Origin of the sequence: Frateuria hangzhouensis (genome assembly GCF_026410505.1) — a bacterium.
Lineage (GTDB): Bacteria > Pseudomonadota > Gammaproteobacteria > Xanthomonadales > Rhodanobacteraceae > Frateuria_A > Frateuria_A hangzhouensis.
The window spans coordinates 68,852-83,183 of the sequence record NZ_JAPMIU010000004.1 but is presented as its reverse complement, the minus strand read 5'-3'; the positions used below and the strand labels follow the sequence as shown (position 1 = coordinate 83,183).

The following is a 14,332-nucleotide window of genomic DNA, read 5'->3' as shown; positions in this document are numbered from 1 at the left end:
TGATGCACATGGTGGGCTGAAGCCCACCCTACGGAATCGGTCAGCGCTGCGTCCCCGCCCTGCCCGCGAGCTGCCACGAATCCCGGCGATAATGCATCCGCACCTCAAGGAAAGGGGATCGTCATGTGGCAGTCGTTCCGCGTGCTTTCGGCGCGCAAGGTCGTGTTGTGTCTGGCATGGGCAGGACTGGTGACGCTGGCGGGCTGCCAACGTCCATCGCAGGACAAGCCGGCGTTGCAGGGCGCCCCGGCAGCCAGCGCCTCCGCCGCGTCCGCGCCGGGCAAGGCGGCCTTCGCGCTGGCCTCGGCCGGTTCCGACCGGCGCGATGCGCGCACCGCGCTGGTGCTGCGCTTCAACGTGCCGTTGGCCGCCGCACAGCCGTTCGATCGCCAGCTCGCGGTGACCGGCCCGAACGGTGCGTCCGTCAGCGGCAGCTGGAGCCTGGGCGACGACGGCAGGACGCTGCGCTTTCCGTTCGTGCAGCCGGACACCCATTACGCCGTGCTGCTGCATGCCGGCCTGCTCGCCGCCGACGGTCGCACGCTGGGCCATGAACTCAAGCGCGACATCTACTCGGGCAGCGTGCCGGCAGCGGTGGGCTTCGCCTCGCACGGCAGCGTGCTGCCGGCGCGCGGCAGCCGCGGCCTGCCGCTGGTGTCGGTCAACGTGCACGACGCCGACGTGGAGTTCTTCCGCGTGCATGACGACGCGCTGTCGGATCTCTACTGCGCCTATCCGTCCAACAAGCAGCGCGACAACTACGAGCTCGACCACGACATCAACCGCTGGAACGTCTGCGAGCACGGCGACCGGGTGAAGCGGCCGATCACCGACATGGCCGAGTCGGTCTACGCCAACCGTTTCGCGCTCGGCGGCGAGGACAACGAACGCACCGTCACTTACCTGCCGATCCAGCACATCCACGAATTGCAGCGCCCCGGCGTGTACATGGCGGTGGTCAAGCAGGGCGGCACCTTCAAGGGCAGCTACGACAGCGCGATCTTCTTCGTCAGCGACCTCGGGCTGCACCTGCGCGTGTACCGCGACAACGCGCTGCTGCACGTGGCCTCGTTGCGTGACGGCTCGCCGGTGGCGGGCGTGGAGGTGCGCATCGACGGGCCCTCCGGCGAGGCCCGGGTCACCGCCACCACCGACGGCGACGGCAACGCGCTGATCGCCTACAAGCTCGATCCGGCCGACGTGCTGATCGCGCGCCATGGCGACGACGTCTCGGTGCTGCCGTTCAACCGGCCGGCGCTGGACATCTCCAACTTCGACGTCACCGGCCGCCGGCAGGCGCCGTTCGAGGTCTACGCCTGGTCCAGCCGCGACCTGTACCGGCCCGGCGAGACCATGCGCGTCTCCGCGCTGCTGCGCGATGGCGACGGCAAGCCGATGAAGCCGCAGTCGCTGTTCGTGCGCCTGAAGCAGCCGGACGGCCGCACACTGGCCGACACCCGGCTGCAGCCGGCCGACCTCAACTACTTCCAGCTCAGCGAGGTGGTCCCGCCCGACGCGCCCACCGGTTTGTGGCAGCTCGAGTTCCGCCTGGATCCGGCGGCGAAGGAGGCGGTCGAGGCGTTCCCGTTCCACGTCGAGGAGTTCCTGCCCGAACGCCTCAAACTTGCGCTGGACAGCCCACAGGCGCGGCTTGCGCCCAACCAGCCGCTCAAGCTCGAGGTGGCCTCGAGCTACCTCTATGGCGCGCCCGCCGAAGGCAACCGCTTCACCGCCAAGCTGCTGGTGGCGCCCGAAGTGCATCCACTGGAGCAGCTCAAGGACACTTTCTTCGGCGATCCCACGGTGGATCTGCCCAAGAGCGCCAGCGACGTCGTCGACTCCAGGCTCGACGCGAACGGCAAGCTCACACAGGACATCACGCTGCCGGCCGACGTCAAGCCGCTCGCGCCGCTGGCGGTGACCCTTTCCGGCAGTGTGTTCGAGAGCGGCGGCCGCGCCGTCACCCGCCTGCTCGAGCGCGTGTACTGGCCGGCGCCGCAACTGGTCGGCGTGCGCCCGCTGTTCGATCCCGGGCAGGGCGCGCAGAGCGAGGGCCAGGCCGCGTTCGAGATCCTGCGGGCCGATGCCGACGGCAAGCTGGTCGCCGCCAAACATCTGAAGGTGCGCCTGCAGCGTGAGCTGCGCGACTTCTACTGGCTGTACGAGCGCAGCGGCGGCTGGAGCTCCGACGCCCACCAGCGCCTGCAACTGATCGAGGAAAAGGACATCGACCTGGCGGCCGGCCAGCGCGCGCACGTCGAGTTTCCGGTCGAGTGGGGCGGCTACCGGCTGGAGGTGTACGACCCGCAGACGCAGCTCACCACCGTGTTCCCGTTCTTCGCCGGCTGGAGCTGGGAGGACGAGAACCTGGGCAAGGAGGCGCGCCCGGACAAGGTCAAGCTGCAACTGGACAAGGCCCGCTACCGTGCCGGCGACACCATGAAAGTGACGGTCACGCCGCCGCAGGAGGGCCCCGGCCTGCTGTTGGTCGAGTCGGACCATCTGCTCTACGTGCGCGACATCGACGCCAAGGCTGGCGCCACCTTCGATATCCCGGTGACCAAGGATTGGGAGCGCCACGACGTGTACGTCTCGGCGCTGGTCTTCCGTGGCGGCGAGGCTACCGAGCACACCACGCCGGCGCGCGCGCTGGGCGTGCAGCACGTGACCATGGAGCGCAACGACCGGCGCATCCCGCTCGCCCTCACCGCGCCCGACCGGATGCGGCCAGGCAATCCGCTCGAGGTGACCGTGCAAGCCAGAGGCCTGGCCAACACGCGCGCCTACGTCACCCTGGCGGCGGTCGACCAGGGCGTCATCAACATCACCGGCTACCCGGTGCCCGACGCCTGGGCGTGGATGTTCGCCAAGCGTGCGTTCGGAGTGGACGCCTACGACCTGTACAGCCGCATCATCGAGGCGATGGACGGTGCCGAGGCCCGGCTGCGCTACGGCGGCGACATGAGCGGCAAGGCGCTGCCGCACGCGGCGCGACTCAATCCCAAGGTGCAGATCGTCGACCTGTTCGCCGCCCCGGTCGCCTTCGACGCGCAGGGCAAGGCGACGCTGCGGGTGGAGGTGCCGGACTTCAACGGCCGCCTGCGGCTGGCCGCGCTGGCGTGGAGCGCCGACCGCTTTGGCAACGCCGAGGGCGCCGTCACCGTGCGGGCGCCGCTGGTGGTCGAGCCGGGCACCCCGCGGGTGATGGCCGCCGGCGACAAGGCGCGCATCAGCCTGGACCTGAAGAACCTCTCCGGCCACGACGGCACCGCCAGGGTGGTGGTCAAGGGCAGCGGCCCGATCAGCATCGCCAACGCCAGCCGCGAGGTGGCGCTGAAGGACGGTGCCGGCACCGTGCTGAGCATGCCGGTCACCGCCGGCGCCGGTGCCGCCGTGGCCAAGCTGGATATCCATGCCACGCTCAACGACTACGTGGTGGATCGCCACTTCGAGTTCGCCGTGCGTCCGGCCTGGCCCGAGCAGCAGCACACCGTGCCGCTGGCGATCGAGGCCGGCAAGCCCGCCCACCTCGACGCCGGCGCCGCCAAAGGCCTGCTGCCCGCCACCGTGCGCGCCCAGCTCACCCTCAGCACGCTGCCGCCGCTGCCCTACGGCTCGGCGCTGCGCCACCTGCTCGACTACCCCTATGGCTGCATCGAGCAGACCACCAGCAAGGGTTACGCCGCGCTGATCCTGGACCCGGCCACCGCCAAGGCGCTGGGCCAGTCCACCAACGAGGCGGTGCGCAAGGCCGCGGTCGACGGCGCGCTGGCGCGCATCGCCTCGTTCCAGGCCAGCAACGGGCACTACAGCTTCTGGGGCGGCACCAGCCCGATCCAGACCTTCATCACGCCCTACGTGGTCGACTTCATGCTCGATGCGCGCGAGGAAGGTTTCGCCGTGCCGCAGGAAGTGCTGCAGAAATCGCTCAAGCGCCTGAGCGACGACTTGCTCGGCGGCGGCCACCGCTACTACAGCTACGAACATCACGATCACCTGCGCATCGCCGACGAGGCCTATTCCGGTTTCGTGCTGGCCCGCGTCAATCGCGCCCCGCTGGGCACTCTGCGCGCGATCTTCGACAACGACCGCAGCAAGCTGGTCGCGCCGCTGCCGCTGGTGCACCTCGGCGTCGCGCTCAAGCTGATGGGCGATGGCGGGCGCGCGCAGAAAGCCATCGACGAAGCCTTTGCCTGGACCCGGGAGCACCCCTGGTATGTCGGTGACTACGGCTCGGAGTTGCGCGACCTGGCGTTGATGGTCGCGCTCACCCACCGCTACGGCCTGGCCAAGCCCGCCTACGACGCCAAGCTGATCGAGTGGGCGCGCAACGCCACCGCGCGCGAGCACGCCACGAACCAGAAGGTGCCCTACTACCACTGGTCGTGGTCCTACCTGTCCACCCAGGAGCAGGCCGCGATCGCCCGCGTGGCCCGCGCCTTCGACGCTGGCAAGGCCGCGCCGCTGGCGGTCGACCTCACCATCGCCGGCAAGCGCGAAGCTGCACCGGCCGACAAGCGCCTGTGGACGCGCGAGCTGAGCCTTGCCGAGCTCGCCGGCGGCATCACCGTGCAGCCGGCCGGCGAAGGCACCGTGTTCGCCACCCTGGACATCGCCGGCATCCCGCAACAGCCGCCGGCCGCCGATGCCAGCCAGGTCGACGTGCGCCGCCGCTACTTCACCACCGACGGCAAGCCGTGGGAGGCCGACACGCTGAAGGAAGGCGACAGCCTGATCGTCGAGCTCACCATCGAGGCGCGCGCCGACATGCCCGACGCGCTGGTCACCGACCTGCTGCCCGGCGGCCTGGAAGTGGAAAACCTCAACCTCGGCGGCGCGCAGCAATGGGAAGGCGTGGTGGTCGACGGCATCGAGATGGACCAGCACGCCGGCGCCGCCGACCTGGTCCACGAGGAGTACCGTGACGACCGCTACGCCGCGGCGCTGCGCCTGCGCCGCGGCGATCCGGCCCACGTGTTCTACCTGGTGCGCGCGGTCACCCCGGGCGTCTACACCGTGCCGCCGCCGCTGGTCGAAGACATGTACCGCCCGGCCCTGCGCGGCATCGGCAAGGCCGCGCCGGCGAAGATCACCGTGGTCGAGCCCTGATCGCACGACAGCCATGGAAGCCCCGGCTCGCGCAAGATCCTGTAGGGGCGCACCTTGTGCGCGACCGCCATCCTCCCGGTCGCGCACGGGGTGCGCTCCTGCAACGGCAGGCGCCGCCCTGCGGCAAGCGCAGGTCGCGGACCGCCCTCGACCATGACCCATAGCTCCACACCGCAGCACCGCTCCCGCCGCAAACGCTGGCTGCGCGGCATGGCGATCACCCTCGTCGCCGTCCTGCTAATCGCGTTCGCGCTCGATCGCCTGTTCCCGCTGCCGCTGCCGCCGCCCGGCACCGGCAGCACCGTTGTCCTCGCCCGCGACGGCACGCCGCTGCGCGCCTTCGCCGACCGCGACGGCGTCTGGCGCTATCCCACCACCGCGGCCGAGGTCTCGCCGCTGTACCGCCAGGCCCTGCTCGGCTACGAAGACCGCTGGTTCCGCTACCACCCCGGCGTCAATCCCTTCGCGCTGATCCGCGGCGCGATGCAGGGCGCGCTGCACGGCCACATCGTTTCCGGCGGCTCCACGCTGACCATGCAGGTCACGCGCATCATCGAGCCGATCCCGCACACCTTCGGCGGCAAGCTCAGGCAGATCCTGCGCGCGCTGCAGCTGGAGGCGCACCTCAGCAAGACGCAGATCCTCGAGCTCTACCTCAACCACGCGCCGTTCGGCGGCACGATCGAAGGCGTCGAGGCCGCCTCGTGGGCGTACCTGGGCAAGAGCGCCCGCCGGCTCTCCCGCGCCGAGGCCGCGCTGTTGGCGGTGCTGCCGCAAGCGCCCAGCCGGCTGCGCCCGGACCGCCACCCGGAACGGGCGCGCGCCGCCCGCGACAAGGTACTGCACCGGCTGCGCGACGAGGGCATCTGGACGGCCGAACAGGTACGCCAGGCGGCGATCGAACCGGTGGTCGCCCGCTCGCTGCGCGCGCCGCTGACCGCCGCGCTGCTGGCCGGGCGCCTGCACCAGCAGCAGCCCCATGCGCGGCGCATCGTCACCACGCTCGACGCCAACCTGCAGCGCGCCGCCGAGGACCACGTCACCAGCTACCTCGCGCGGCTGCCGCCGCGCAGTTCGGTCGCGCTGCTGGCGGTGGACAACGCCACGCTCGCCACCCGTGTCTACGTCGGCACCGGCGAATTCGCCGACCCGGAGCGCGCCGGGCACATCGACATGGTGCGGGCGGCGCGCTCGCCCGGCTCCACGCTCAAGCCCTTCCTCTACGGGCTGGCGCTGGACGATGGCCTGGTCACCTCCGAAAGCCTGCTGGTCGATGCGCCGCAGGACTTCGGTGGCTATCACCCGGGCAACTTCGACGAGGCCTTCAGCGGCCCGGTCAGCGTGGCCGAGGCACTGCAGCGTTCGCTCAACGTGCCGGCGGTGGACATGCTCGACCGCGTCGGCCCGAACCGCTTCGTCGCGCGGCTGGCCAGCGGCGGCATCGACCTGCAGCTGCCCGCCGGCGCGCGTCCCAACCTCTCGATCATCCTGGGCGGCACGGCCGCGCGGCTGGAAGATCTCGTCGGCGGCTACAGCGCGCTGGCCAACGGCGGCATCGCCGGTGCGCCGCGGTACACGCCCGGGCAGCCGGCGCGCCCGCGCCGCCTGCTCTCGCCGGGTGCGGCGTGGATCGTCCGCGACATCCTCGCCAGCAACCCCGCCGACGTCGAGGGTGCGCCACTGCAGGGCACCATCCAGCGGCACGCCAACGTCGCCTGGAAAACCGGCACCAGCTACGGCTACCGCGACGCCTGGGCGATCGGCGTCACCGACCGCTGGACCATCGGCGTGTGGATCGGCCGCCCCGACGGCACCCCGTCGCCGGGCCAATACGGCGCCGTCACCGCGCTGCCTCTGTTGTTCCAGCTGGTCGACATGCTGCCCGGCCGCGGCGGCGTGCACGCGCCGCGCCCGACCAGCGTGCGCGCCGTCGACATCTGCTGGCCGTTGGGCCAACCCGCCGACCGCACTGAGCCCGATCTGTGCCGCCACCGCCGCACGGCCTGGGCTCTGGACAACGCCCTGCCACCCACCTTCGCCGAACGCGATCCCGGCGCCTGGATGAGCGGCCGCCTCGAACTGCGGGTCGATGCCGAGGGCCGCCGCCTCAGCGCCGGTTGCCACGCATCGCACGAGCAACGCGTAACCCTCGCCCGCTGGCCGGCCCTGGCCACGCCGTGGCTCACCGCCGCCGACCGCGCGGCCTCCCGGCTGCCACCGCTGGCTCCCGGCTGCGCGCCCGACTCGCTCGCCGTCGCCACCCCGATCCGCATCAGCGGGCTGCGCGATGGCGCCACGCTGCGACAGGCACCCAACAGCGACCGGCCGCTGCGGATCGACGTCCGCGCGCTCGGCGCGCAGACCCATGTGCAGTGGCTACTCGATGGTCGCCTGCAAGGCAGCACGCAAGGCGAGGGCAGCCTCGCGCTGGCGCTCGCCCATCCGGGCGCGCACGCGCTGACCGCGCTGTCGTCGGATGGCGCGTGGGCGAGCGTGCGATTCGCGGTGGCCGCGCCGCCGGGCGGCGCGCGCTGGCAGGCGCCGCGATGACGTCGGCGCGCCGGTAGCGATCAGTCCGTCGCCACCGAACGCCGCGGACGCTGCACCACCCGCAACTTGCCGCTGCCGCCGCCGCCGCAGAAGAACCGCTGCGCGCCGTCGGATTCCAGCCCCGACACGCCCGCCCCGGCTGGCATCTCCACGCTTTCCAGCACCTCGCCGGTGCGCGGGTCGACCCGCCGCAACTCGCTCTGGTCGCCTTCCCAGGTGCCGTGCCAGAGTTCGCCCTCGATCCAGGTGACGCCGGTGACGAACCGGTTGGTTTCGAGGGTGCGCAGCACCGCGCCGGTCTGCGGGTCGACCTGGTGGATCCTGCGCTCGCGGTATTGCCCGACCCACAGCGAGCCCTCGGCCCAGGCCAGCCCGGAATCGCCGCCGTCGCCCGGTGCCGGCAGGGTGGCCAGCACGCGACCGGTCTGCGGGTCGATCTTGTGGATCTCGCGCTCGGCGATCTGGTACAGGTGCCGGCCGTCGAACGCGGTGCCCGCGTCCGCGGCCAGATCGAGCGAGCGCAGCGTCTGGCCGCTGTGCGGGTCGAGCGCGTTCAGGCGGTCGCCGGAGGCGAACCAGACGCGCTCGCCGTCGTAGCTCACGCCATGCACGTTATCGACGCCCGGGAAGGGACCCAGTTCCTGGAGGATGTTTGCGGCGGTGGGTTTCATGCGGCGATCCTAGCCCTCCGATGGCGGCGGCGGGAGTAACAAGGTGGTCGCGAATCCCGACAGGGGCGGTGTCATCCAGCGGCGCGCGCGCCCGCGCCCGACCGGTTGCACCTTGCCCTCGGCCGCGAGCACATCGAGCGCGCGTTGCACGTTGCGCTGGCTCGTGCCGAGCGCCAGCGCGAGCGCCGAGCTCGACCAGGACTCGCCGTCGGCCAGCAGCGCGAGTACCCCCCCGTGCCGTTCCTCGACCGGCCGTGCCAGCACCACCACCGAGTGCGCCTGCAACGGCAGCAACTCGAAACCGCGCCGGGTCGCGCGCACCTGTGCCACGTCGCGCAACAGCGCGCGCAGGCGGCCGATCTCCACCCGCAGGCGCGCGTGGTGCGAGGCGTCCGCATAGCGGCTGCGGAAGACCAACGCCACCAGCGCGTCGCGCGGCACGTCGCCGGGCCATGACTGGCCCAGCGCGCGCGCCAGCGCAAACAACACCGGCCGGCTGGACAGCGGCACCTTCGCGTGTGCATCGCCCACCACCTGGCGGCATGCGTCCACCACCAGCGCGTCCGAGCCGAGCAGCGCCTCCACCTCGTCCAGTCGCAGCAGCCGCTCGCCGTCGTGCGCGATGCGCCGCGCCGCGGGAGCTGCCAGCACGCGCGCCGCGTCTTCGGCTTCGGCCACCAGCGCCGGGATCCGCGCCTGGCGTGCCGCCTGCGTGGCCCGCGCCAGCGCCGTGCGCGCCGCCGCGGTGTGCAGCCGGCGCACGGCGATGCCGGCGACCACCAGTTCGTGGGCCGCGCGCAGCGGTGGGGGAAAGAGCGAGGGATCGAGCCCGTCGAGCACACGCTCGGCTTCGTCCAGGCGCCCGATCAACAGCAACCGGCGCGCCTGCAGATTGCGCGCATGGGCGGCGTTCGTCCGGTCGCCATGTGTCTCCAGCGCGATCCGCGCCGCCTCCAGCGCGCGCGTCGGCCAACGCAGGTCGCGCGAGACCAGCGCGATCTCCGCCTCGGCCAGCACGCAGCGCGCACGGGCCAGCGCCTCGCGCGGCCCGAACGCACGCGCCGCGGCGCGCAGCAGCGCCTTCGCGCGCGGCAAGTCACCGAGCTGTGCCATCGCGGTACCGCGCAGGGCCAGCGCGGGCGCGTCGTCACGCAGGGCGACGCGGTTCAACGCGCCCAGCGGGTCGCCCGCCGCCAAGGCGCGCGCCGCGGCAGTGATCAGCGCATCCATCCGGTCCGGCCGCGCAATCGCGCCACAGTTGTCACTCCCCGCATTCCGCGCTCCGGGTCTAGCGTAGCCGACGCCACTTACGACCACGGAGAACGGCAATGACGCAGGCAACCCTCGCAACACGCGACCAATGGCTGGCAGCGCGACTGGCGCTGCTGGAGGCGGAAAAGGAACTGACCCGGCGCAGCGACGAGCTGGCAAGGCAGCGGCAGGCCATGCCGTGGGTCCGTGTCGACAAGACCTACCGGTTCGACGCCGACCAGGGCAGCGCCACGCTGGCGGACCTGTTCCAGGGCCGCTCGCAGTTGCTGGTCTACCACTTCATGTTCGGCCCCGGCTATGCCGCCGGCTGCCCATCCTGCTCGGCCATCGCCGACGGTTTCGACGGCATCGTCGCCCACCTGGCCCACCACGACGTCACGCTCTGCGCGGTCTCGCGCGCGCCGCTGGCCAAGCTGCAGGCGTACAGGCAGCGCATGGGCTGGCGCTTCCCCTGGGCGTCCTCGTCCGAGGGCGACTTCAACTACGACTTCAACGTCTCGATCACCGAGGCGCAACAGCAGGCCGGGGGCGTCGAATACAACTACCGCCGCGGCGGGCACCCGATGGCCGCCGAGGCCTACTCTGAACCGGTCCACCAGTTTGCCGCCACCTGCGGCACCGATGCGCCCACCTACGTGCGCGACCGCCCCGGATTGAGCAGCTTCGTGCGCGAAGGCGGCGACATCTTCCACACCTATTCCACCTACGCGCGCGGCCTGGACGGCCTGTGGAACATGTACCAATGGCTCGACCGCGCACCCAAGGGTCGCAACGAGCAGGGCGTGTGGTGGCGGCGCCACGACGAATACGGCGAGCGTTGAGCCGTGGCTGTCCGGGACGCACGCCTGCCGATCGGTCCGCCCGTCCCCGATCCGCCGGCGGACGGGCGGGGCGCACGGTGGCTGTTCTTTGGCGCCGGTGTCCTGCTCTTCGCCATCTGCGCGGCGGCGACCTTCGCCCATGGGGCATCCGTGGCGGCGATGCCCATGGTCGATGACCCGACGATGTCGGTGGCACGGTTGCAGGTGCCGGGCGGGTCTGGGTGGGCTGCGGTGGCCTCGTTCACCGGCATGTGGCTGGTCATGATGGTCGCGATGATGCTGCCCTCGCTGCTGCCTTCGCTGTGGCGCTATCGCGAGGCCCTGCACCGGTTCGACGGCGCACGGCCGCAACGATGGATCATGCTGATGGGGTTGGCGTACTTCGCGGTGTGGGTATTGTTCGGGCTGGCGACGTATCCGGTGGTGGCGTTGGCCACGGTCGCCGGGAGTGGGCTGCCGGTGTTGGCGCGGTCCGCGCCGCTCGTCGTCGGTACCGTCGTCGCGCTAGCCGGCTTCCTCCAGTTCTCCCGATGGAAGGCTCGACACCTGGCCTACTGCCGCGCCGCACCCGGTCAGCATCCGGACCCGCTGCCCGATGGCGCGGCGTCCGCCTGGCGCGCGGGCTGGCGACTCGGCCGCCATTGCGTTTGCGCTTGCGCCGGCCTCACCGCGAGCCTTCTCGCCCTCGGCTGCATGGACCTGCGTGCCATGGCCGCCGTAACCGGCGCCATCACCGTCGAGCGCCTCGCGCCCGGCGGCCAGGCCGGCCGGCGTGTGGTCGGCGCGTTGGCCATCGCCGCGGGGACGTGGCTCATCACGCGCGCGCTCGGCGGCGGCGCGTGAGGTATCGCAAATTCGTGGGCCCACCAGGACTCGAACCTGGAACCAAGGGATTCGCGTGGTCCGAAGGTTTCCCTCCGGCGCGGACTATCTCTTCGCCCTCCGCCTTGCGGTGGGTGGGGCGCGGGACGCTCCAGCCTGTGATCAAGGGCGCTCTAGCCCCCAGGTAGTCTCTGCACCTTCCGGCGGTGTACCGCCGGCTTGGCTCAGGGTTGCCACCGGCCGTGCCGCTGAGGTTTCCCTGAATTCATCCCGTTCCCGTCCGCGCATTACGGCGCGGCGGCACCTTTCGATGAGTCCCCTGCTCTAACCATTGAGCTATAGGCCCGTGGCGGGGATGGTACTTGGGGTGGCGGCGTGTGGGTAGGTGCCGTGCGGCGCGGTGCCTTCTTGCAGGAGCCACTTGTGGGCGATGCTCCTGGGCCATCGTGCGGAAGAGCATCGCCCACAAGTGGGCTCCTACGAAGAGCCGGGCTCCCGAAACGACGACGCCCGCGCGAGGGCGGGCGTCGTGGTGGTGCGTGCGGCCGGCGCTTACTCGAGGTCGAGGAACGAGCGCAGTTGCTCCGAACGGCTCGGGTGGCGCAGCTTGCGCAGCGCCTTGGCTTCGATTTGGCGGATGCGCTCGCGGGTGACGTCGAACTGCTTGCCGACTTCCTCCAGGGTGTGGTCGGTGTTCATGTCGATGCCGAAGCGCATGCGCAGCACTTTGGCTTCCCGCGGGGTGAGCCCGGCGAGGACGTCGCGCACGGTTTCCATCAGGCCGGTCTCGGTGGCCGATTCGACTGGCGAGAACGCGTTGGTGTCCTCGATGAAGTCGCCCAGGTGGGAGTCTTCGTCGTCGCCGATCGGGGTCTCCATCGAAATGGGTTCCTTGGCGATCTTGAGCACCTTGCGGATCTTGTCCTCGGGCATCTCCATCTCTTTGGCCAGCTCTTCCGGCGTCGCCTCGCGGCCGAACTGCTGGAGCATCTGGCGGGAGATGCGGTTCAACTTGTTGATCGTCTCGATCATGTGCACCGGGATGCGGATGGTGCGCGCCTGGTCGGCGATCGAGCGGGTGATCGCCTGGCGGATCCACCAGGTGGCGTAGGTCGAGAACTTGTAGCCGCGGCGGTATTCGAACTTGTCGACCGCCTTCATCAGGCCGATGTTGCCCTCCTGGATCAGGTCCAGGAACTGCAGGCCGCGGTTGGTGTACTTCTTGGCGATGGAGATGACCAGGCGCAGGTTGGCCTCGACCATTTCCTTCTTGGCGCGGCGGGCCTTGGCCTCGCCGATCGACATGGCGCGGTTGATGTCCTTGATGTCGGTCAGCGGCAGGAACAGCTTCTTCTCGATCGCGGCGAGCTTCTCCTGCTCGGCGTCGATCGCCTCGCGATGGGTCTTGACGTTCGGCGACCACTTCTGGCGCTTGCGCGACAGCTCGGCCGCCCACTCGACGTTGCCCTCGTTGCTGGGGAAGGTCTTGATGAACTCGGCCTTGGGCATCTTCACCTGCTTGATGAAGATCTCCATCAGCACGCGCTCGTGATGGCGGATGTTGCCCACCACCTCGCGCAGCTTGCGCACGAAGCTGTCGATCAGCGCGGACGGCAGCTTGAGCTTCAGGAACTCCTCGGCCATCTGGTCGCGCAGCTTGACGATCTTCTTGTCGGTGATGTCGGTGGCCTTGGGCGCGGCCTTCTGGAACTTGGCGTAGTAGTCGCGCAACAGCTCCATGCGGCGCTTGACTTCCTCCGGATCGGGACCGGTCGGGCCGGCTTCCTCTTCCTCGTCGTCGTCGTCCTCCTCGTCACCCTCGGACTCGACCGTCTCGCCGTTGGCGGCGGCCTCCTCGGCCTCCTCGCGGGCCTGGTCGGCGAGTAGCTCCAGATCGGCGAAGCCGGCCAGGATCTCGGACAGGCGGCGCTTGCCGTCCAGGTGCTGGTCGTATTCCTCCAGCAGCAGCTCGATGGTCAGCGGGAAGCTGGCCAGCGCGGTCTGCACCTGGCCCAGGCCTTCCTCGATGCGCTTGGCGATGGCGATCTCGCCCTCGCGGGTAAGCAGCTCGACCGTGCCCATCTCGCGCATATACATGCGCACCGGATCGGTGGTGCGGCCCACTTCGGCGTCGACGGCCGAGAGCAGGGCGACCGCTTCTTCGGCGGCGGCCTCGTCGTCGTTGCCGGAGCCGGGGGCGTTGTCGGCCAGCGGGTCGGCATCCGGCGCGGCGTCGTGCACTTCGATGCCGACGCCCTTGAGCACCGCCATGATGTCTTCGATCTGCTCCGGATCGACGATGTCATCGGGCAAGTGGTCGTTGATCTCGGCGTAGGTCAGGTAGCCCTGTTCCAGGCCCTTGGAAATGAGCGCCTTGATTTCGGACTGTTGCTCGGGAGCTTTGTTGTTCATACCTACCGCCGCGGATGCAGGAACCGATCAGTATAGCGATGTGGCGCTTTTTTGACCAGTTTTAAAGGGAAAAATTTCGCATGGCCTATACGCAAAAATCGCGCCAGACGGGCGTTTGCGTGGGTGAATCGCGTGTCGCTTGCCATCGGGTCGCGGACCGGATCAAGGCACTTCGAGCCAGAACGTGACCGGGCCATCGTTGACCAGCCGAACCTTCATATGGGCGCCGAAGCGTCCGGTTTCCACCCCTCCCGCGTGCGTGGCCCGGGCCAGCTCCAGCAGCCGCTCGAACCAGCGCCGCCCATGCTCCGGCGGTGCCGCGCTGGTGAAGCTGGGGCGCATTCCCGAACGGGTGTCCGCGGCCAGGGTGAACTGGCTGACCAGCAGCAGGCCGCCGCCGGTGTCGGCCAGCGAACGGTTCATGCGGCCGGCCTCGTCGGCGAACACCCGGTAGCCCAGCAGCCGCTCCAGCATGCGCCTGGCCTGCGGCTCGCCATCGTCCGGCTGCACTGCCACCAGCGCGAGCAGGCCGGGGCCGATCGCACCCACGGTGGCGCCGTCGACCTCGACACTGGCGGACAGCACGCGCTGGATCAGGCTGATCATCGGGCAACGGTAACGAAAGGCAGGGCGTCCCTGCGAGAATAAGGGATCGTCCTGCCATAACGGCAGGGC

At 70.4% G+C, this 14,332-nt stretch carries 8 protein-coding genes; 4 read left to right on the top strand and 4 right to left on the bottom strand.

The genetic code is table 11. The features are described 5' to 3' along the window. Positions 1-123: 123 nt before the first annotated feature. Both OSC30_RS05705 and pbpC read left to right on the top strand, forming a co-directional pair. The gene (locus OSC30_RS05705; protein WP_267170879.1) at positions 124-5,109 is read left to right on the top strand and encodes an alpha-2-macroglobulin family protein; all 4,986 of its coding nucleotides are present in this window, start codon (positions 124-126) and stop codon (positions 5,107-5,109) included. A gap of 153 nt (positions 5,110-5,262) precedes the next feature. Next, complete coding sequence (pbpC, locus tag OSC30_RS05700) at positions 5,263-7,659, top strand: penicillin-binding protein 1C (protein ID WP_267170878.1); 2,397 nt, start codon at positions 5,263-5,265, stop codon at positions 7,657-7,659. A 20-nt stretch (positions 7,660-7,679) separates the two neighbouring features. On the opposite strand, the gene OSC30_RS05695 is transcribed toward pbpC, so the two are convergent. After that, complete coding sequence (locus tag OSC30_RS05695) at positions 7,680-8,330, bottom strand: Vgb family protein (protein ID WP_267170877.1); 651 nt, start codon at positions 8,328-8,330, stop codon at positions 7,680-7,682. Positions 8,331-8,339: 9 nt separating this feature from the next. Then, the gene (locus OSC30_RS05690) at positions 8,340-9,560 is read right to left on the bottom strand and encodes a helix-turn-helix domain-containing protein (RefSeq protein WP_267170876.1); all 1,221 of its coding nucleotides are present in this window, start codon (positions 9,558-9,560) and stop codon (positions 8,340-8,342) included. Positions 9,561-9,658: 98 nt separating this feature from the next. Between OSC30_RS05690 and OSC30_RS05685 the strand changes: the two genes are divergently transcribed. Both OSC30_RS05685 and OSC30_RS05680 read left to right on the top strand, forming a co-directional pair. Continuing rightward, entirely contained in the window at positions 9,659-10,423 is a 765-nt protein-coding gene (locus OSC30_RS05685; protein WP_267170875.1) for a DUF899 domain-containing protein, read from the top strand. 3 nt (positions 10,424-10,426) lie between these two features. Continuing rightward, positions 10,427-11,266 carry a DUF2182 domain-containing protein gene (locus OSC30_RS05680; RefSeq protein WP_267170874.1) on the top strand — a complete coding sequence of 280 codons (840 nt, stop codon included), beginning with the start codon at positions 10,427-10,429 and terminating at the stop codon, positions 11,264-11,266. Positions 11,267-11,797: 531 nt separating this feature from the next. On the opposite strand, the gene rpoD is transcribed toward OSC30_RS05680, so the two are convergent. Together rpoD and dtd are read right to left on the bottom strand one after the other, a co-directional pair. Next, entirely contained in the window at positions 11,798-13,657 is a 1,860-nt protein-coding gene (gene rpoD / locus OSC30_RS05675; protein WP_267170873.1) for an RNA polymerase sigma factor RpoD, read from the bottom strand. Between the two features lie 162 nt (positions 13,658-13,819). Then, a complete protein-coding gene (gene dtd / locus OSC30_RS05670; protein WP_267170872.1) occupies positions 13,820-14,263 on the bottom strand; it encodes a D-aminoacyl-tRNA deacylase in 444 nt (147 codons plus the stop codon). Between the last annotated feature and the right edge of the window lie 69 nt (positions 14,264-14,332).

Coding starts and splice junctions, on each gene's coding strand:
- OSC30_RS05695 (WP_267170877.1), bottom strand. CDS start 8,330: ATGAAACCCACCGCCGCAAACATCCTCCAGGAACTGGGTCCCTTCCCG.
- OSC30_RS05705 (WP_267170879.1), top strand. CDS start 124: ATGTGGCAGTCGTTCCGCGTGCTTTCGGCGCGCAAGGTCGTGTTGTGT.
- rpoD (WP_267170873.1), bottom strand. CDS start 13,657: ATGAACAACAAAGCTCCCGAGCAACAGTCCGAAATCAAGGCGCTCATT.
- pbpC (WP_267170878.1), top strand. CDS start 5,263: ATGACCCATAGCTCCACACCGCAGCACCGCTCCCGCCGCAAACGCTGG.
- OSC30_RS05685 (WP_267170875.1), top strand. CDS start 9,659: ATGACGCAGGCAACCCTCGCAACACGCGACCAATGGCTGGCAGCGCGA.
- dtd (WP_267170872.1), bottom strand. CDS start 14,263: ATGATCAGCCTGATCCAGCGCGTGCTGTCCGCCAGTGTCGAGGTCGAC.
- OSC30_RS05690 (WP_267170876.1), bottom strand. CDS start 9,560: ATGGATGCGCTGATCACTGCCGCGGCGCGCGCCTTGGCGGCGGGCGAC.